This is a genomic window from Clostridium paraputrificum AGR2156, assembly GCF_000424025.1.
Taxonomy (GTDB): domain Bacteria; phylum Bacillota; class Clostridia; order Clostridiales; family Clostridiaceae; genus Clostridium; species Clostridium paraputrificum.
Window position 1 is genome coordinate 146,190 of the sequence record NZ_AUJC01000007.1, and the last position, 20,845, is coordinate 167,034.

18 protein-coding genes are annotated in these 20,845 nt (G+C 28.8%); 7 read left to right on the top strand and 11 right to left on the bottom strand.

Features of this window, described 5'->3' with window-relative positions:
- Positions 1 to 87 precede the first annotated feature (87 nt).
- From G594_RS0108665 to G594_RS0108685, 5 genes are all read left to right on the top strand, one after another.
- Positions 88 to 906, top strand: coding sequence for a transketolase (locus tag G594_RS0108665; protein WP_027098228.1), 819 nt, complete (start codon positions 88 to 90; stop codon positions 904 to 906).
- Positions 903 to 1,832: a transketolase family protein gene (locus G594_RS0108670; RefSeq protein WP_027098229.1), complete on the top strand. Its 930-nt coding sequence runs from the start codon at positions 903 to 905 to the stop codon at positions 1,830 to 1,832. The genes G594_RS0108665 and G594_RS0108670 overlap by 4 nt, the downstream gene beginning before the upstream one ends.
- Before the next feature lie 289 nt (positions 1,833 to 2,121).
- Positions 2,122 to 3,141 carry an ABC transporter substrate-binding protein gene (locus tag G594_RS0108675; RefSeq protein ID WP_027098230.1) on the top strand — a complete coding sequence of 340 codons (1,020 nt, stop codon included), beginning with the start codon at positions 2,122 to 2,124 and terminating at the stop codon, positions 3,139 to 3,141.
- A gap of 111 nt (positions 3,142 to 3,252) precedes the next feature.
- Entirely contained in the window at positions 3,253 to 4,011 is a 759-nt protein-coding gene (locus G594_RS0108680; protein WP_027098231.1) for an ABC transporter ATP-binding protein, read from the top strand.
- Positions 4,011 to 4,799, top strand: a complete 789-nt coding sequence (locus G594_RS0108685; RefSeq protein ID WP_027098232.1) for an ABC transporter permease — start codon at positions 4,011 to 4,013, stop codon at positions 4,797 to 4,799. The genes G594_RS0108680 and G594_RS0108685 overlap by 1 nt, the downstream gene beginning before the upstream one ends.
- A 49-nt stretch (positions 4,800 to 4,848) precedes the next feature.
- Here the strand turns inward: G594_RS0108685 and G594_RS0108690 are convergent, their stop codons facing one another.
- Entirely contained in the window at positions 4,849 to 6,093 is a 1,245-nt protein-coding gene (locus G594_RS0108690) for a redoxin domain-containing protein (protein WP_027098233.1), read from the bottom strand.
- Positions 6,094 to 6,105: 12 nt separating this feature from the next.
- Entirely contained in the window at positions 6,106 to 6,426 is a 321-nt protein-coding gene (locus G594_RS0108695; protein WP_099327923.1) for a winged helix-turn-helix transcriptional regulator, read from the bottom strand.
- A gap of 199 nt (positions 6,427 to 6,625) precedes the next feature.
- Between G594_RS0108695 and G594_RS0108700 the strand changes: the two genes are divergently transcribed.
- Both G594_RS0108700 and G594_RS0108705 read left to right on the top strand, forming a co-directional pair.
- Positions 6,626 to 7,009 carry a CidA/LrgA family protein gene (locus tag G594_RS0108700; protein WP_027098235.1) on the top strand — a complete coding sequence of 128 codons (384 nt, stop codon included), beginning with the start codon at positions 6,626 to 6,628 and terminating at the stop codon, positions 7,007 to 7,009.
- On the top strand, positions 6,993 to 7,706 hold the full coding sequence (locus G594_RS0108705; RefSeq protein ID WP_027098236.1) for an LrgB family protein: 714 nt from the start codon (positions 6,993 to 6,995) through the stop codon (positions 7,704 to 7,706). Before G594_RS0108700 ends, G594_RS0108705 begins: the two co-directional genes overlap by 17 nt.
- 52 nt (positions 7,707 to 7,758) lie before the next feature.
- Here G594_RS0108705 and tpx read toward each other — a convergent pair whose 3' ends face one another.
- From tpx to G594_RS0108750, 9 genes are all read right to left on the bottom strand, one after another.
- Positions 7,759 to 8,256: a thiol peroxidase gene (gene tpx / locus G594_RS0108710; protein WP_027098237.1), complete on the bottom strand. Its 498-nt coding sequence runs from the start codon at positions 8,254 to 8,256 to the stop codon at positions 7,759 to 7,761.
- A gap of 75 nt (positions 8,257 to 8,331) precedes the next feature.
- Positions 8,332 to 10,488 (bottom strand): type IA DNA topoisomerase, encoded by a 2,157-nt coding sequence (locus G594_RS0108715; protein WP_027098238.1) that lies wholly within the window; start codon positions 10,486 to 10,488, stop codon positions 8,332 to 8,334.
- 84 nt (positions 10,489 to 10,572) lie between these two features.
- On the bottom strand, positions 10,573 to 11,427 hold the full coding sequence (locus tag G594_RS0108720; RefSeq protein ID WP_027098239.1) for a PRD domain-containing protein: 855 nt from the start codon (positions 11,425 to 11,427) through the stop codon (positions 10,573 to 10,575).
- Positions 11,428 to 11,682: 255 nt separating this feature from the next.
- On the bottom strand, positions 11,683 to 12,189 hold the full coding sequence (locus tag G594_RS0108725) for a TspO/MBR family protein (protein WP_027098240.1): 507 nt from the start codon (positions 12,187 to 12,189) through the stop codon (positions 11,683 to 11,685).
- Between the two features lie 61 nt (positions 12,190 to 12,250).
- Positions 12,251 to 14,272, bottom strand: coding sequence for a sensor histidine kinase (locus G594_RS0108730; RefSeq protein WP_027098241.1), 2,022 nt, complete (start codon positions 14,270 to 14,272; stop codon positions 12,251 to 12,253).
- Between the two features lie 4 nt (positions 14,273 to 14,276).
- Positions 14,277 to 16,169 carry a sensor histidine kinase gene (locus G594_RS0108735; protein WP_051195950.1) on the bottom strand — a complete coding sequence of 631 codons (1,893 nt, stop codon included), beginning with the start codon at positions 16,167 to 16,169 and terminating at the stop codon, positions 14,277 to 14,279.
- 223 nt (positions 16,170 to 16,392) lie between these two features.
- Positions 16,393 to 17,313 (bottom strand): alpha/beta hydrolase, encoded by a 921-nt coding sequence (locus G594_RS0108740; RefSeq protein WP_034866254.1) that lies wholly within the window; start codon positions 17,311 to 17,313, stop codon positions 16,393 to 16,395.
- A gap of 61 nt (positions 17,314 to 17,374) precedes the next feature.
- Complete coding sequence (locus G594_RS0108745; protein WP_027098244.1) at positions 17,375 to 19,525, bottom strand: YhgE/Pip domain-containing protein; 2,151 nt, start codon at positions 19,523 to 19,525, stop codon at positions 17,375 to 17,377.
- Between the two features lie 193 nt (positions 19,526 to 19,718).
- Positions 19,719 to 20,840 (bottom strand): glycosyl hydrolase family 8, encoded by a 1,122-nt coding sequence (locus tag G594_RS0108750; protein WP_027098245.1) that lies wholly within the window; start codon positions 20,838 to 20,840, stop codon positions 19,719 to 19,721.
- Positions 20,841 to 20,845: the final 5 nt, after the last annotated feature.

The following is a 20,845-nucleotide window of genomic DNA, read 5'->3' on the forward strand; positions in this document are numbered from 1 at the left end:
CAATACAAACAACAAACTTTTCTAACTTAAGCAAATTACTTACAAACTAAAAAGGTAGGTGAATTGCTTAATCTTAAGCATATATTTATGAAAAATCAAAATTTAAATACTATCTGCAAAACAATTCGTACAGATATTATAAAATCTATCGCAAGCGCTTCATCTGGACATCCAGGTGGTTCTCTTTCAGCAGTAGAAATCCTAACAACTCTATATTTTGAAGAAATGAATATAGTCCCTTATAATCCTAACAAACAAGATAGAGATAGATTTGTTCTTTCAAAAGGACACGCTGCTCCTGTTTTGTATGCAACCTTAAGTAATAGAGGATTCTTTTCAAGAGAAGAACTAATCAATTTACGTTCATTAGGTTCAAAACTACAAGGACATCCAAATATGAATTATGTTCCTGGAGTAGATATGTCTACAGGTTCCCTTGGACAAGGTATATCAACAGCTGTAGGTATGGCTTTAGGAAACAAAATAGATAACTCATCCAATAGAGTATATTGCCTTTTAGGTGATGGAGAACTAGAAGAAGGACAAGTTTGGGAAGCAGCTATGTGTGCAAGCCACTATAAATTAGACAATTTATTAGCAATTGTTGACTTTAATGGTCTTCAAATTGATGGAAACATTACAGATGTAATGAATCCTACCCCAATAGATGAAAAATTTAAAGCTTTTGGGTGGAATGTACTTACTGTTGACGGTCATGATATAGATGCTCTTTTAGATTGTTATGAAGAGGCAAAAAACTTTAAAGGAGCGCCTACTGTAATTATTGCAAGAACTATAAAAGGAAAAGGGGTTTCATTTATGGAAAACCAAGCTGGATGGCATGGTGCTGCCCCTAATAAGGAGCAGGTTGAACTTGCATTAAAAGAAATAGAGGAGGCTTTATAATGTCTAAAATTGCAACAAGAGAAGCTTATGGTAAAGCTTTATCTCAACTTACTAAAGAAAATAAAAATATAATTGTATTAGATGCTGATCTATCTAAATCTACAAAAACATGTGATGTAAAAGCTTCTTCACCAGAGTCTTTCTACAATATGGGTATTGCTGAAGCAAATATGGTTGGCGTGGCAGCAGGATTAGCCTCTACAGGTAAAATAGTTTTTGCAAGTAGTTTTGCTATGTTCTTAGCCGGACGTGCCTTTGAACAAATAAGAAACTCAGTAGCTTATACTAACTTAAATGTAAAGCTTTGTGCTACTCATTCTGGAATTTCTGTTGGAGAAGATGGTGCATCACATCAAGCTATTGAAGACCTTGCTTTGATGCGTTCTATTCCTAATATGAAAGTTTTCTCACCTTGCGATGAAAAGGAAACTGAAGAAATTATAAAGTATGTAGCAAACTGTGATGGCCCATGCTATGTACGTTTAGGTCGTTTAGCAGTAGATAGCGTAAATTCATCTAACTATAAATTTGAGTTTGGTAAGGGTGTAACTTTAAGAGAAGGTAATGATTGTACTATAATTACTACAGGTTCAATGGTGCAAGTATCTTTAGAAGCACAACAAAAATTAAAAGCTGAAGGTATCAATGTAAGAGTAATTAATCTTCATACCATAAAACCAATTGATACTGAAATCATTCTTAAAGCTGCAAAAGAAACTGGAAAAATTGTAACAGTAGAAGAACATAATGTTGTTGGAGGACTTGGTTCTGCTGTTTCAGAAGTTATATGTGAAAATCACCCTTCATTAGTAAAAAAAATTGGAATAAATGATATTTTTGGACAAAGCGGAAAACCTGAAGAATTATTCAAAGAATACGGCTTAACATCAGATAAAATTGTTAAAACAGTTAAATCAATAATATAGTTTTTTCCATATGACACATATTAAATGACCACAAATATAAAGAGACAGTATCTAAATAAATCTTATACTGTCCCTTTATATTAACTTAAATAAAAATCAATATCTAATTTACTACTTTTAATAAGAACAAGAAAAGTTTAATATCCCCTATCCAAACAAATCAATTACTATAACTATTTTTGATTAATATTCTTTATCATTTCCACATTTCTTTAACACTCTGACATTATCCGTCATAATATACATCATAAAGCATCTTTAATAATCATTAAGGAGAGGACATACGAACATGAGGAAAAAATCAAAACTAGCACTTTTCTTAGCACTTGTTTTTACCATTAGTTGTTCTTTTATTGGTTGTGGCAAGGAAAAAGAAAATTCAGAGCTACAAAAAGTCCGTCTTAACGAAGTAGTTCGTTCTGTATTCTACGCTCCAATGTATGTTGCTATAAGCGAAGGCTTCTTTGAAGAGGAAGGATTAGAAATAGATCTTTCAACTGGACAAGGAGCGGACAAAGTTATGCAAAATGTGCTTAGCAACAACGCCGACATTGGTTTCTGTGGACCTGAACAAGTAATTTATATCTATAATCAAGGAAGAGAAGATTACCCAGTACTATTTGCTCAACTTACTCAAAAAGACGGTTCATTCCTAGTTGGAAGAAATGACGAATCAAACTTCACTTGGGAACAGATAAAGGGTAAGAAGTTAATAGGCGGCAGACCTGGTGGCGTTCCTGAAATGGCACTTGAATATGTTATGAGGAACCATGGTATTATCCCTGAAAAAGATGTAGAAATGGTAACTAATATTGATTTCACTGCTACTGCTGGTGCATTTAAAGCTGGAAGTGGGGAATACGTAGCTCTATTCGAACCTACAGCTTCAATGCTAGAAAAAGAAGGTAGCGGAAAGATTGTTGCTTCAATAGGTAAAGACTCTGGTAAACTTGCTTATACTTGTTTCTTCTCAACAAAATCCTATATGGATAAAAATCCAGAAACAATAGAAAAATTCACCAGAGCTATCTATAAAGGACAACAATGGTTCCAAAGCCATTCAACTGAAGAAATAGCTGATTCAATTATATCTTTCTTCCCTGGAACTGATAGAGAAATTATGATTAATGTCATCGATAATTACAAAGAGATCGATGCTTTAGCTTCAGATCCAACATTAAAAGAAGAAGATTTAACTAAACTAATGGATGTTATTCAATCATATGACACATCACTTATACCTTCTAGACCTGAATATAAGACAATAGTAAATAACTCTTTTGCTGAAAAAATAGTAAATGAAAAATAGTAGAAATACAGGACGAACAAGTGTGGATGATGGAAGCCTTAATTTTAAGGCTTCCCACATCACATATATGACAATCCACCTATATACATAAAATAAAAAGGTGGTGATTAGATGTCTTTGCTTGAAATTCAAGATATATCTATGAATTATCACTCCTTAAAAGGAGAGACAAAAGCATTAACTAATATAAATTTTGATGTAAGTAATGAAGATTTTATTTGTATACTCGGACCTTCTGGTTGTGGGAAATCCACTCTTTTAAATATACTATCTGGAATATTAGAACCTTCTAGTGGAATAGTACTTTATAATGGTGAGGATATTCATAAAAATTTGAATAAAATTGGGTACATGTTTCAAAAGGATCATTTATTTGAATGGGAAACCGTTTGGACAAATGTAACTTTAGGATTAAAAATAAAGAAACTTATGACCCCAGAAAACAAAGAAAGAGTTGAAGAACTATTAAAAGATTATGATCTTCTAAAATTTAAAAATCATTATCCTAGAGAACTTTCAGGTGGTATGAGACAAAGAGTTGCTTTAATTAGAACCCTTGCTTTAAATCCTGATGTATTATTTTTAGATGAACCTTTTTCTGCTTTAGATTATCAAACAAGATTAAAAGTTTGTGATGATGTAAGCTCTATAATAAAAAAAGAGAAGAAAACAGCAATTATGGTTACTCATGATATAAGCGAAGCAATTTCCTTAGCAAATAGAATTTTAGTTTTAGCTAAAAGACCTTCTACCATAAAAATTGATGTTCCTATGGAATTTCAAAATAAAGATGCTACCCCTTTCCAAAGAAGAAAAGAGCCTGAATTTAAAGGCTACTTTAATTTATTATGGAAGGAGTTGGATGGATAATGAGTAAGGAACATGAGCTATATGTTAAGAAGGTTAAACGTGACAAACTAAAAGTTACCTTTTTTAGATTAGTAATTCTTCTTGGTTTTATATTGCTATGGGAATTAGCAGCAGATATGAAGTGGGTTGATCCATTTTTAACTTCAAGTCCTAGCAGAATGTTTAAATCTTTCCTATCTTTCTATGAAGATGGAACTATACTAAGGCACATTTGGGTTACATGTTATGAGACTATATTAGGCTTCTCACTTGGCACTATCTTAGGTACTATAATCGCTATAGTTCTTTGGTGGTTCCCATTTACAGCTAAGGTATTAGACCCTTATTTAGTTGTATTAAATGCTCTACCAAAGGTCGCTTTAGCACCCATTATAATATTCTGGGTTGGTAATGGTACTAGCGCTATAATTGTAATAGCACTTTTAATATCTATTGTAACCACTATAATAAGTGTATTTACAGGATTCCAGGATGTAGATAGAGAGAAAATTCTATTAATGAAAACATTCCAAGCTAACAAAATACAAATTTTAAAATATTTAATTATACCTTATACTATTCCTGTGTTAATATCAGCTTTAAAGATTAATGTAGGACTATCTTGGGTTGGTGTCATTATGGGGGAATTCCTAGTTGCAAGAGAGGGGATTGGTTTCCTAATTGTTTATGGCGGTCAAATCTCCCAATTAGATATGGTAATGATGAGTATAGTACTACTTTCAATAATTGCATTCTTGATGTATAAATTAGTTGCTATTATAGAAAAAAAATATATTAAAGAATCCTAACCTTTTAAAGTAATAGGCTATGAGAATCCCTCATAACCTATTACTATTACTATTTCTTTTCTATTGTTTGATTTATAATACTATTCATTTGATCCTTTGATAAAGCTCCACTTACATAGCCATATATCTTTCCCTCTTTATCAATCATAAAAGTAGTCGGAAGTGATCTTATGTAATACCTTCCAAATACATCCCCGCTTTCATCAAAAACTGTAGGAAAAGTATACCCATTACTATTTATAAATTCTTTTATACCAGAAATACTTTTTTCTTGCCCTCCAGGCTGAGCTACCCCTAATATAACAACATCATCTTTATTATAATTGTATTTCTTATAAAGTTCTTCTATATTAGGCATCTCCATTTTACAAGGAGAACACCAAGTTGCCCAGAAATTAAGAAATACTACCTTTCCTTTATAATCTGATAACTTATGCGTATTTCCATACTGGTCAACTAGTTCAAAGTCAACTGCACTTGGTGCTTCTTTCTCATCTCCTGCACTATCACTTTCTTTTTCTTCATCTTTAGGCTGTTCCTGTTGAGTGTTCTGATTATTTCCAGTTGAACTTAAATATCCTGTTATATTATTTACCCATCCAGTGAAGGTCATTACACCCATTATAATCATAATTACGCCACCAGCTCTTATTGTATACTTCATTATCTTCTTATTTTTCTTAATAAAATTTAAAGCTTGTGTAGTAAATATACCTAATAATAAAAATGGTATTGTAAACCCTACTGTATACAATAGTACTAACAAATTTCCCAAAGCAGCATTTTTAGCACTAGAAGCTAAAATTAATACTGATGATAACGCTGGTCCCACACAAGGAGTCCATGCAAAACTAAATGTAAATCCCATTATATATGCCATTAAAGGATTTATCTTCTTACCACTCAAATTAAGATTTATCTTTCTCTCTCTTTGAAGGAACTTAAAATCAAATATCCCAATTTGATATAATCCTAAAACTATAATTATAATTCCTGAAATTTTACTAAATAAAGCTTTATTTGTATTAAAGAACTTTCCTAAGGAAGTAAATGATAAACCTAACACAAAAAAGGCTGTTGAAATTCCTAATATAAAGAATATTGTGTGAAATAACACTTTTTTTCTTACATATGTTATACTTCCATCTTCATTTTCTTTCTTTGCATTACCTGCTAAATAACTAATATAAATAGGTATTAAAGGTAAAACACAAGGTGATAAAAATGATAATACCCCTTCTAAAAATACTAGAAAAAAACTTATATTCTCTAATGATGATAATCCGTCAAACATTTTAATACTCCTTTATTTGCATTTTAAATTTGCTTCTCCCCATACTATCATTCTTTCTATTATATCAAGTAGCTCTAATCCATTACTACTTAAATAATAATAAGATTCCAAATTATTATTTATCTCCTGCTTTTCATTAATTACTATATTATTTTCTATAAGTAAATCTAATTGTTGAGATAACACTTTTCTACTACACCCTTCTAAATACTTTTGAATCTCACTAAATCTTTTTTTATCTTCTCTTAAAAACCATATTATATTAAATACCCACTTCTTCCCTAATATATTTGATAAAGATTCAATAGGACACTTAAATTTATTATTATCCATACTTTGTTCATCTCCTATCTTATATATAGCTTGTTTTTAAGTATAACAATAATTATTTATACTATCAATTAGTAACTTTTAAGTAACTAAAACTCACAGCCATATATAGACATAATTAACTGTTTTCCGCATTTTTTCGTGGTTTACATTTATTTTCATAAATGATAAATTAAAAGAGATATAAAATAGGAGGCGCATTATGAAACTATTTAGAGAAGCAATTATAATATTTGGAATTTATCTAATGGGTGAACTAATATCTGGGCTTTTAAACCTCCCTATACCTGGAAACATTCTAGGAATGCTAATTTTATTGTTACTTTTATGCACAAAAGTAATAAAACTAGAACAGATTGAAACAGTATCAACATTTCTTTTAGATCATCTAGCATTTTTCTTCATCCCTGCTGGTGTTGGACTTATGTCATCTGTAGGAGTTATAAAAGATACTTGGTTAAAACTAATAATAGTATGTATATTAACAACTTCAATAGTAATAGCGAGCACAGGATTAATAGTTCAATTTATATCTAGAAAAGTTAGTAACAATAAAGGATGTGAAGTAGATGAACATAATAACTAATAATATTTTATTTGGTATAGTACTTTCACTAGCTGCCTTTGAAATAGGGTTATACATATATAGAAAGACAAACATTCCACTATTTAATCCATTACTTATTGCAATAGGAATTGTAGTAGCATTCTTACTTGCCTTTAATATTGATTTTGACACATATAATCAAGGTGGTAAATTTATAAATATGTTCCTTGGACCATCAACTGTAATACTTGCAGTCCCTCTATATAAACAGTTAGATTTATTAAAGAAACATTCTTTATCAATCTTTCTTGGAGTACTTCTTGGGTCTATTATAGGAATATTTGCAGTAATAGGACTTTCTTATTTATTAGGACTGGATGCTTCAATAATAAAATCACTATTACCTAAGTCAGTTACAACTCCAATAGGAATTGAACTTTCTAATCAATTAGGAGGTATTTCTTCAGTAACTGTTCTTGCAATAATTCTCTCTGGAATAATTGGAGCAGTTATGGGTCCTACAATTTGTAAAATATTCAAAATAAAAGACAGTGTTGCAGTTGGAATTTCTCTAGGAACAGCTGCTCATGCAGTTGGTACTACTAAGGCCTTGGAAATAGGTGAAACAGAAGGAGCTATGAGTGGTCTTTCAATTGGAGTTGCTGGAATAATGACAGTATTTATTGCTCCATTAGCCTACAACATATCTTTATATATTCATAGCTTAATAAAATAAGAGGAGAGTTTTGCCTTTGCAAAGCTCTCCTCTAAAACTTATAAATAAATTATTAAATAGCATTTTTTACAACACTAATTATCTTATCATAACTTGGTTCATTAGCTACTTCATCCAAATATTCTACAAATATAACTTTATTATTTTCATCTACAACAAAAGAAGCTCTTGTTAATAATCCTAGCTCTTTTATATAAGTTCCTGTTGTGTCTCCAAAACTTCTATACTTATAATCAGATAAAGTTGTTACTCTATTAATTCCAGCTGCTCCACACCATCTTGCCTGAGCAAATGGTAAATCCATTGAAACAGTATAGCAATGTACATTAGGTAAACTTTCAATTTCTTTATTAAACCTTCTAACTTCAGTATCACAAACAGGAGTATCAATTGATGGCACAGATAATATTACTCTAATACCATTTGTCTTTGTTAACTCAACTTCATTCAAATCATTTCCAACAAGAGTACAGTTCTTTAATGTATCTCCAACTGATAACTGATTACCTTCAAGAGTTATATCTTTTCCTTTAAAAGTTATTTTTTTCATTTATCTCACCTCACAAATAAATTTCCCTATAGAAAAAACATTATTCAAAAAAGAGAAATTGCAAAGCAATTTCTCTTAAATAAATTCTATCTCCCAATTATATCTTCCAGTTTCTTCATTCTTAATATATTTAAAATAAGCTGAAAAAGTATTTCCCTTTTTACTCTTCAAGTTCCTAAATCCAACCTTACCATTTTGAAGAAGAAGCTTCACCATCTCTTTAGTAACTTGTTTTCCAAAAGAAGCAATATACTTATCATCTTTCCAGATAGTAAACTTACATCCATTTTTCCAATTAGTGCATCCAAATCCCTTTTCTCCTTCTATAACTGGATTTCCACAAGTCGGACATCTTCCTACAACTTCTTTTCCTTCTGGAGCTTCAACCTTAAACTTTGATAATGCTCCTGTATCATTCTTTATCTTATCAACAGCAGTTTCAGTAAAATTACAAATTAAATTCATAAAATCAGATTTTTCAAATCTTCCTTTTTCTATATCTGATAATGTCTTTTCAAGTCTTCCTGTATACTCAAGGTCAAGAAGCTCCTTAACAGGAAATATTTCAACCATTGTCCTTCCAAGTTCAGTGCAAGTAAGACTTTTTCCTTTAGTTTTTATATATCCTATATCCTTAAGCTTTTTAATAGTTTCTGCTCTAGTAGCTGGAGTACCTATACTAAAACCACTTAAGATAGAAGCCATCATTTCCTCCGAGTCCTCTTTGTCCTCTACACCTTTACCACAGGTTTCCATGACTCTTAACAGAGTTTTTTCTGTGTGATATTTAGGGGGCTTTTTAGTAACTTTCCCTATTTTGTTAGCTACAAACTGTACATTTTCATCCTTACTTACCATTGGAAGAATTGTATCCTTTGTATCTATCTTCTCTACCTTTCTCCACCCTTCTACCAATTGAACCTTACCCTTAGCTATAAATTCACCTTTAACTTCTGGATTTTCAGCCTTTAATGTAATCTTAGTTTCTTCAAATTCTGCTATTGGCATAAATTGCATTATAAATCTATTTTTAATTGCATTATATACAATTTCTTCATCCTTACTAAGTCCAGTAGGTTTTATATAAGTTGGCGTTATAGCACTATGACTTTCTACTTTAGAATTATCAAATACCCTTTTTGATTTTATAAACTTAATTTCGTTTTCATAAGGTAAACCTGTTTTTAATGTATTTAATACTTTTCTTGCTCTATCCTCTAAACTTTCTTCAAGAACAACTGATGCCGTTCTTGGATAAGTTGTAAACTTCTTTTCATAAAGACTTTGAGCCACCTTCAAAACCTTATCTGATGTCCATCCCTTATATTTACTTGTTATATACCCTTGAAGATTTGAAAGATTAAATAGATATGGAGGATACTCTCTCTTCTTATCTGTTTGTTTATCAATTACCTTAGCATCTATCCCATCTAATAATGATACAATATTATCTAGTGCCTTCTTATCTTCAAACTTTTCAGATTCCTTTTCATAATATAAAGCATCAAATTCTTCATTTCTTGAAGTTTTAAATGTTGAAGTTAATTTATAATAGCTTGTTGCCTTAAAGTTTTCTATTTCAAGATCCCTATCATAAATTATTTTTAATGTTGGAAGTAAAACTCTTCCTATATTTAAAGTTTTATTTTTCTCAAAATTGTATTTCAAAGTAGTTACTGAAGTAAGATTTATACCTATAATCCAGTCTGTCCATTGCCTACCTATACCTGCATCTTGAAGTGACTTCATCTCAACATTATCTTTAAGTGCAGCCATTCCCTTCTTGACTTCATCCGGAGTCCATTCGTTAAGTAATAATCTATAAATTGGTTTTTGAACACTTAAATATCCAAAAAGTTCATCTGCTATAACTTGACCTTCTCTATCGAAATCCGTTGCAGAAACCACACCATCAACATCACTTCTATTAATAAGGGAACTTATTATATTAATTTGTTTGGCAGCACCTTTATCTTCGGCGCTTCTATTTACATTGTCACACTTTACCTTATACTTAAACTCTTCAGGAATAAAAGGGAATTTCTCCATTCTCCACCCCTTCATATTCTCATCATAATCTTTCGCATCATAAAGTTGAAGCAAATGACCAAAAGCCCATGTTATATAAAATCCTTCACCCTCGAAATATCCATCTTTTCTCTTTTTTATATTAAGGGCATCTGCTATATTTTTAGCTACAGATGGTTTTTCTGCAATAATTACCTTACTCATATAACAATCCTTTCTAAATCAAAAAAATAGGCAACTTAACTTATGTAAGTTAATATGCCTACTCTTATTATACTATAATTTATATTAATCTGACAAACTCACTCTAAATCTCTCAATATGAAGAGCTAAATATGCAATTTCCTCTTCACTTACCTTTACAGCTAAATAGTCTTGAATTATAAGTGCAACTTCTTTTGCTACCTTATATGATTCTTTATATCTAATTTTTATAACATCTGATAAATCATTATGAATCTTTGCTTTATTCATAATTCTTTCTATTGCAAATCTAATATGAGTAATAAATCTTGTATAATCAAGAGATTTTCTATCTATAGTTAAATGTAACCTTTCCTCTATATGTTTTATAATATTTCCACTTAAATAACTATACTTTACAGTATTGGATAATTTCCCATTATTTAATGCAGAATGTACATGTAATGCAATAAATCCAACCTCTCCTTCTGGAATTGCTATATTCATTGCCTTCCCAACTCTATTGGCTACTATTTTAGCTAATTCATACTCCTTTGGATAAAAACTTTCTATCTCTGCTAAGAAAGGATTTACTATCTCTTCTTTATTTTTAAGTCTTTTCACTGCAAAATGAAGGTGATCTATTAGACTTACGTGAATCTTTTCATTCAATTCACCTTCCACCTTTTTTGAAATATCTACAATAGCCTCTTCACAAACTGCAAAAAACTCATTATCAACTTTCTCTACTATTCTTTTTAAATTTTTAGCATTACTTTCATCTTCAATAGAGAATATCTTTTCTACAAAAGTATCCTTACTTATAATTTCTCCAAATTTTTTACCAAAACCTATTCCCTTAGCAAAGATTATTTTCTCTTTGCCATCTACTTTTACTAAGGCAAGGTTATTATTAAAAGCTCTAGTTATGACTGCATCTTTATTTAATACCCTACTCATATTATCCTCTCTTTCTAAAAATCACTTTAATGAAAATACATTTTTAGACTTTATATCATCGTATATAATATCATTTTTACATTATCATGTAAACATTTGATACTTATATATTATTATTCTAAATTTTTATCAAAACAAAAAAGCGCCAACTATCCTTAATCGATAGCTGATGCCTTTTGTAACACGCCATTATAAACTAACCATATTAAACTATATCTAATATTATCACATTCATACACCGAAATCAATAATCACCTATATATACATTTCGTTTTTCCACCAAACAAAGTAATTTAATACAGCTGCAAATATTAACCAAGCCATATAAGGTATAAATAAAAATCCTGCTATCTTATCTAGTTTGATAAATTTAATAAATGTAATCACCACAAATATGAACAGAACTATCAACTCTATAAAAGCCATTCCATATAATCTAAATGAAAAGAATATAACTGGCCACAAATAATTTAACAATAGCTGTATGATATAAAAGAACAAAGATGTTCCAATATCTTTACCACTATCTCTAATCATATATATCCTATATGACGCAAAACCCATAAGTAAATACAATATAGTCCACACAACTATAAAAACAAAACTAGGTGGTGAAAATATAGGTTTATCTAATTTTCCATATATATTTATAGAGTTTCTAATAAGATATCCTATCCCTACTCCACCTATCATTGGTAATATTGTTAGTCCAATAAAAGGCAATATCTTAAACTTACCATTTACCTTAAATATTTTTCCCATCTAATACACCCCAAAACTCCTATATTCTATATATTATTATGTTTATATAGAAAAAATATGCTTAAAGGTATATATCTGAAAATTCCATATCTACTTTTTCTTTTATATCAACCATCTCATGCTTATACTCTGCATTCTCTTCTTCGTAGGATTTAGGTAACTTAATTATAAACTCACTACCTACCTTACTGTTAGATTTAAGTTCAATCACTCCACCTTGTAACTCTAAAAGGGCTTTTACCAAGAATAAACCTAAGCCACTTCCTTCTCTTTCTCTATTTAATGACTTGTTAATTTTAGTGAATTTATCATATATATAAGGTTGCATGTCTTTATCTATAACATATCCATTATTACTAACATGAATTAATACTATATCATCCTCTTCTTCAATATATATATATACTTCCCCCCCTCTTTTACCATACTTCACACTATTTGATAAAAGATTTAACATTATTCTTTCCATCATATCCTTATCACATTTAACACAGATTTCTTCTTCAATAGAATCAAAAGTAATAGTTCCATCTATTTTTTCAAAATAACTTGTACATTCCATAGAAATATTTTCTATAACAGATACTATGTTATAAACCTTCATATTAGGCTTTAAAAAGCCTTCAGATATCCTATTAGTATCAATAAAATTGTTAATTGTTCTTATAAGTCTTAAACAATTTTGCCTAATTATCTTATTTCTTGCCATTAGTGGTTCTATAGATTCTTCCTCTAAATTAATTTCATTTAATTGAAGTGCTGAATAAATGAGATTTATGGGAGTTCTTAATTCGTGAGATATATTAGAGTAGAATTCATTTTTTAGTGATTCTTCCTTTAAATACTCTTCATATTCTTTTCTAATTTTTCTATTCCTATTTATTTCAGTATTATCTTTTATATATAGTAATCTATTATACTTGTCCATTTTTAATAAATATATTTCATACTCTTTATCGTTTCTTATTATATTCTCTATTTTAATATAATTATCTAAAAGCACATTCCCATTATTATCAAAATGGAAGCTATTTTCTGGTATTAACTCTTTAAGTATATACTTTAGCATTCTTCCAGTAACATGTGCATTTTCATTATAATCTAATATTTCTAGAGCTCCCTTATTTATATAAGAAAGCCTATCAAAATAAAAAATTATTATTCCATCTTTTATTGTATCAATTAGTTTGCCATATTTCTTTTCACTTTTTTCTATTTGTGATTTACACTCAATAAGCAGTTTATTTCTTTCACTCAACCTTCTATTTAAATCTACTTGCATTTTTTGTGCTTTTTCTAAGTCCTTCCTTATATCATTGTAAGATTTATATAATACAAATTTAGATATAGCCGCAAACATTATACAATAAGATGAATACTTAAATATTCCAACCTCAAACCCTAAAGTAAATCCACGAAACTCATTAAAAATACTAATTACTTGGCTTAATATTAATAATGTTAAATAGACATAAAGATAATTCCTTTCATTAACATTCAATCTACCTTTATTTTTACTAATGAAAATAAAAGTTATAATTATTAATGTTATTAAAATTATTATCTTCTCAAATTCCATGTTACTTCCTAAGTAGGATTTTTTTGTAGTACAATACATATTTACTAATAATATTGATATACTTATTAATATATATTCCCTTATAGAATCTATTAGATTACTTCTCTTTTTATCCAACCAAAATGACAATATAATTAAAATATAAGATAAACAATATGATGAAAATACAAAAATATCATTTATACTTTCACTCACGTTGAGTACAGATGAATTCAATAGAACTGCATGTATAAATGAAAATATACTTAAAAAGAAGAATCCTATTCCAATATAAAAATAGTAATTAACTTTTTTATCCTTTCTTATAATACATACTAGAAATAAGGCAGCCCCCATAGATGAGCAGAATATTTCTATAAGAATAGGATATAAGTTATAATAACCATCGCCAAAATAATTTAGCAGTATTGAAATTAATATTGGAACAGTAACAAATAAAGATTTTTTATATTTGTTATCATTATTATCATCTTGATACTCTATAGATTTAATTCTATTAAACATATTTCTAACACCTTTCTAAAACTCTATTAAATACTAAATCAAATCTTGTTCCTTCTCCTACTTTACTACTCACAGATATATTTCCATTTTGTATTTCCATCAATCTTTTTACAACAAACATACCAATACCTGTTCCTTTATTGGATTTTGCTTCATTATTTTTTCCCATAGAATATCTGTTGAATATATCTTTTATAAACTCTTCTTCCATTCCTATTCCATTATCTTGTACGGAGACCTCTACTTTCTTATCAGAAGCATGTACATTTATTTTTATCATTCCATTATAATCACAAAACTTTATAGAGTTGGAAATTAAGTTCACAATTATTCTCTGCATAAAATCTTCGTCTAATTCTACATATACCTCTTCTTCATTAGTATCAAAAATCAAATTTACATTATTATTATGAGCATAGTCTACTAATGTTGCGATTATATTCTCTATTATATCTACAATATTTTTAACTTTAAGGTTAGCAGATATATAATCAGATTCTATCCTACTAGTATCTATAAGGTTATTAGCTAATCTTATCAATGAAATACAGTTTTGTTTAGAAATAGTATTATATTTTTTCAATCCACTAATATTACTATTTTTTATTAAACACTCTTCTAGCTGCGTTGCTGAGTATATCACATTAATAGGCGTTTTTAGATCATGGGATATATTTGATAGAAAATCTCTTTTCAAGTTTTCTTCTAACATTTTATTTTGAATAGCTTCTTTCATTGAATCAACTTTAACATTTGATGTAACATCATTTAGTATTACTATTATTTCATCACCACTTGTACTACTATCAATTAACTCTATATCAAAATATTTTAAATCTCCCTTATTAGATATAGACCCCCTAAGTATTATCTTTCCTTCACTATAATTAAATTTATTTAATTGGCCTTCATCTACACTTATTACGGATGTAATTTTCTTATTTATAATACTTTTTAAAGATTTATTTTCTACAATATTAACAAAACTAGAATTTGCAAAAGAAATCCTTTGAGTTCCTTTATTCAAAATTATTAATGGTATAGGAACATTCTGAAAAAAACTCTTAAAAGCCTTCTCCTTTTTCATAACAACATTTTGAGAAAACTCTAATTCTCTATTCTTTTCAATTATTTTTGTATTTAAATTCTTCATTTCTATCCCTTTTTCAAAAAGGTCTTTAAATAATACCTTATAAGGATTATTAACTATATTTTTCATAAGAACTACCGTATACAGAATCATAGTAATTAAAAAAGCCTCATAGACATATATATACGTAGATTTAAAGCTACTTATAGTTATTAAAAGAAATGATATATTTCCTAACTTTGCAATATTTAACTTTTTATCTTCAATGAACTTAAAGTCAGCTAAAGTAAAATAGGATATTACTAACAGTATTATTGAAAGAAGTTTTATAATTATAAAACTTCTTCCAGTAAATTGATTACATATAAATATGACTATTATGAAATAGGATATTATTTTTATTTTTTTATTTTCTCTTTTGCCCATATTGGTATAAACAAGTATCAATGCAGAGAAAAAACACATATACATAAAGCTCTCAAAACCGACTTGTCCAAAAGTAATTTCCTTAAGGTACATTCTATGTTTGGGTAATAACTCTAGTAAAGCGAAAATAACTATTACTATATATAATAAACTGCTCAATTTAACAATTCTCTCAGGTAACAACATTGTTGTATTTATAATTATAATTGCAGAAACTCCAATAATTATTAGAAGTATGCTATTAATCATATCCAATATATCCTTATAATCTATAAATACAATATAAACAAAACTATATATAAAAATCATTATTAGCAAATAAAGTACAACATTTTTTATTTGCCAATAAATAATGTCTTTCCAATTCTCATTATCTAACAAATCATCATCTCCCCACACTCTTATTTTACATTATTTTCTAAAATATGTGAAGTTATGAAGTTTTTTATTATATATAAATTCTTTTAATGTCTAAAATTAGATTTTTTTATTTTTATGAAGACAGTTTAGTAAAAAAGCGTATATATATTTTTTATTATATTTAACATAGCCATAAAAAAAGAGACTCTTAAATTCAGAATCTCTTCTTTAAAGTTTTATTTATTTAAACAATCTTCCTTGTCCACTTTAAAATATCATTTATTACATCATCTTTATTCCATTCATTTAACATTTCATGTCTTCCACCTTTATACAGTTTATACGAAACATCCTCTATTTGAATTTCTTTATATAAATTAAATAAACTTTCTATTCCTTTTCCTTCATATCCTACGGGATCTTTATCCCCTGCAAATATATATATTGGTAAATTTCTTGGTATCCTATTTAATGATTCTTTTTCATGTATCTTCCATAATCCATTAATTAAATCATAATAGAAGGATGAAGAACAAATAAAGCCACACTTTTCATCTGCAATATATTTATCAACTTCTTCATCAACTGAACATAACCAATCATATTGTGTCCTATTAGGTTTAAAATTGCTATTAAAATCGCCAAAAGAAAGCTTATCCATAACTTTACTTATATGTTTTCTTCCATATAGTTTTATTTCACAGCCAGCAATTAGCCTTCCTATTTTAGTTATCTTTTTAGGTATTCCATTTGTTCCTGAAAGTATTAGTCCATCAATTTTATCGCCATAAAGTTGTATATATCTTTGGCTTAAAAAAGATCCCATACTATGACCAAATAATATTAATGGTACATTAGGATATTGCATCTTTATTATATCTGTAAGCTCCTTCAAATCCTCTACCATCCAATGAAATCCATCTTCATCTGCAATATATCCTAATTCTTCTTTTGTGCATGCAGTATTTCCATGCCCTCTATGATCATTAGCATATACCACAAACCCCGCCTCATTTAACTTTTCTGCAAAATAGCTATATCTTAAAGCTGTTTCTGTCATACCATGAGCTATTTGAATAACTCCTTTTATATTTTTCTCTTTAGGTTCCCACTTATAAACATAAATATTTTTACCCTCTGAATCCATAAATCTAAACTTTTCCATAGTTATCTCTCCTAAATTGATTTATAAAAATTAAGATGAAGAAACTCTTCATCTTAATTGCTTAGTGACCTACAATTTCACTTTCTTCTAATTTTCGTGAAAACTTATCTAAAGCTTTATTTAAATATTTTTTCCCTAATACTCCAATTACTAAAAATACTAAGAAAAATCCAGCTAAAACTATTGTATCTCTAGATAATAATTCTGGTACAATTCCTCCTACAGCTTCCCTTAAACCACCAATAGCATACTTAAATGGAAGTAATGGATGTATACTTTGGAAAAATTCTGGCATAACTTCTATTGGATACGTTCCACCAGAAGCAGCTATCTGTAATACAAGTAAAATTACAGCTAAAGCTTTGCCTACATTTCTAAACAGAGAAACTAAAGTATAAACTATTGTAACAAATACAATGCTTATAAAAGCTCCATATACAACAAATAGAATTGGATGTACAACATATGCTTTTAATATAAAGATATCTCCTAATGTTATAACAACAGATTGAAGTACTCCCATGGTTAAGAAGAATAAATATTTGCCTAAGTATTCTTCATAAGGTTTTAATTGTGTACCATCCTCAAAATCTTTAGCATGTGTAGTAAACAATGACAATAATAGCACTGCTCCTATCCACATAGAAAGAGCTGAGAAAAATGGGGACATTCCTGATCCATAGTTTGGAATTGGGAATACCTTAGTTTCATTTACTTGTATAGGACTTGATAAGAACTTACTTTGAGCATTTGCGTCTCCTGTAATTAAGTCTAATATCTTATCTATTTTCTCTTCATCATCAAGGTCTTTTATCTTTTCTACATATCCATGAAGCTTTTCTTTATAGGTAGGCATCTTTTCTTTTAAAACTCCTAGCTTCTCATTACCAAGTTTAGAGCCTTCTCCTATTAATGCTAGTATATCCTTTAAATCAGGTATACTTTTTTCTGCTTCATTCATTAGCATTGAAGTATTATCTGCTATTTTAGTTAACTGAGCTATACCAGTATTTAATGCTGGTACTATTTTACCATCATAATTATCCAATATGCTTGTTAATATTGAATCTATTCTTTCTACTCTTTCTTGAAGGTCCTTAAATTTATCTTTAAAAGCTTCATTATTACCGCTCTCAATTCCTGTATTTATTAAATCTAATACCTTATCTACTTCATCCTTTATTTTAGTTAAATTTCCTATAGCATTATCTAAATCTTTATTATGAATTAAATTATTTATAGACTTTAATAGCTTAATTAATGACTCTACAGAATTGTTTAACCCCTCAACCTTACCTTTTATTGCTGTAAGAACTTCCTTTACTTTTTCAGGTGATGTATTTTCATCAATAGATTGTAATAAGCTATTTATTCCTCCTACTACATTTTCACCAACTATTAAATCTTGTTTAATAACTGGTGATAACTGTGTCAATGATGCTTTTGCCTTATCTAAATACTCCTTGCTTGTTCCTAATACATCTTGACTTGTATTTATAGTATCTTCAATTGTTGGCATTAATCCATTTATCTTATTTACCATTTCATCTACGGTTATAGTTCCATCATATGCCTTATTAATTAATTCTTCAATTTGTGGCATTTCCTCATCTAATTTGTAAATTACATCAATTAATTTTCTTATTTCCGGCTTTGAGTTTGTTACTTCAACACCAATTTTGTTTAATACACTAAAAATAATTCCATCAACTGTCTCCACAACCTGCTCACTTACTTGATCCTTAACAGTACCTACACCTTTATCTGTTATCTTAGGTGCTACAGAATTACTCTTTTCATTAACTGTGTATTCTAATGTTGGCTCTATTATTCTATTTTCTGTTATAGATAAAAGTTTGTTTGAAAAATCCTCTGGCACTATCATACTAGCATAGTATTTTCCTGTCCTAACACCTTCTTGAGCATCTTCTCTATCTACGAACTGCCAACCTATATTTTCATTTTCTTCAAGTTTCTTAACAATCTCTTCTCCTACATTAATTTCTTTACCATCTAATGATGCACCTATATCCTCATTAACTACAGCAATTTTTATCCCTCTTGTATTTCCATAGGGATCCCACATAGCCTTTACATTAAACCAGGCATATAGCGCTGGTAATATTATTAGTGCAATAACTACTACAAGTGCAACCCAATTTGTTAATACCTTCTTTAGATCACGTTTAAAAATCCTTAATGCATTTTTCATATTATTACCTCATCCTTTAGTTAAATTGATGAAATTATTATAACACACTTTTATGACTGTTGGTCATTAATTTTAAAATGTTACAATTTCCTAACAATTTTATTCTTCTCAAATCCATAACAAAAATTCATATTCATACTTAACTTTTGGACAAAAAAGAGAAATTGCTTTGCAATTCCTCTTAATATAATATTTAATTAATAGTTCTTCTCATAGCTATTAATGCATTCAAATTATCAAATGAATATACCTGTAAAGTATTTTCATCCCCAAAAGATCCATAAATATCACTTCTAGGATTTATTACTTGAAATTCCTGAAGTCTTGATAAACAACTATTATAAAGTTCTTTATCTCCAACTTCAGCTGCTATTTGAATTACATTAGAATATATAGATGTAGATTCTATATTACTTAACGCTCTTCCATTACTTACACTATAGGTAGAATATAGCTTTTTATCATTAAGCATTCTCTCTTTTATCCAAGATACACTCTTAGATACATCTTCACCAGCATCAAGTTTATTTAATATTACTATTGTAGATAAAAGCATATCTATATCACCTTCATCATAACTACAATCTTCCCAATTATACTCTTTTTTATATAAAGGTACACTATCACTAATATATCCACCCTCAAGTATATCTAATGATTTTTTATATACATCTTTATAATCACTATCTAGATTAGATAAAAGCTTTATAGTCTGAAGATCTAAATAACACAAAGTCGTTTTTTTACTTTTGTTATATCCATCATTAAAGTCTGATAGCAAGTCATTTTCTAATAGATCTTTTTTTATTCCCTGGGAAATATTTAAAGCCATTCTTCTATAGCTCTGATCCTTCCACTTTTCTGTAGCTAATAATAAAGCTTTAATTATTCTTAGGTCATCAATAGTAGCTGATGTCAACGAAGGCTTATTCCCTTCAACTCTCCAGCTTATAACTCCACTTTCAAGAATCATGTTTTCTTTTATATATTGAAGAGTTCTATTAAAATCTTCTTTACTTCCTCTATGTAAATAGTATATAAGCATTAGCCCCTCTGATTCTGATAAGACAGAGCTTCCTTTTGTAATATCTCCATCTGAATTCTCTTCTGTATAGTTTGTTTTTATTCCACCTTTTTCATCAGTTAATTTATCATTAACAAAATCTAATAATATTTGCTCTCGCTCAGACACCACATTTTCTGACCATACAACCCCACTATTTATTGGTAATAAATACGGCTTAAAATAATACATTCCAAATCCAACTAAAACAACCAATGCTATTAAAACTACTACTGTATTCTTTTTCCTCATATTGC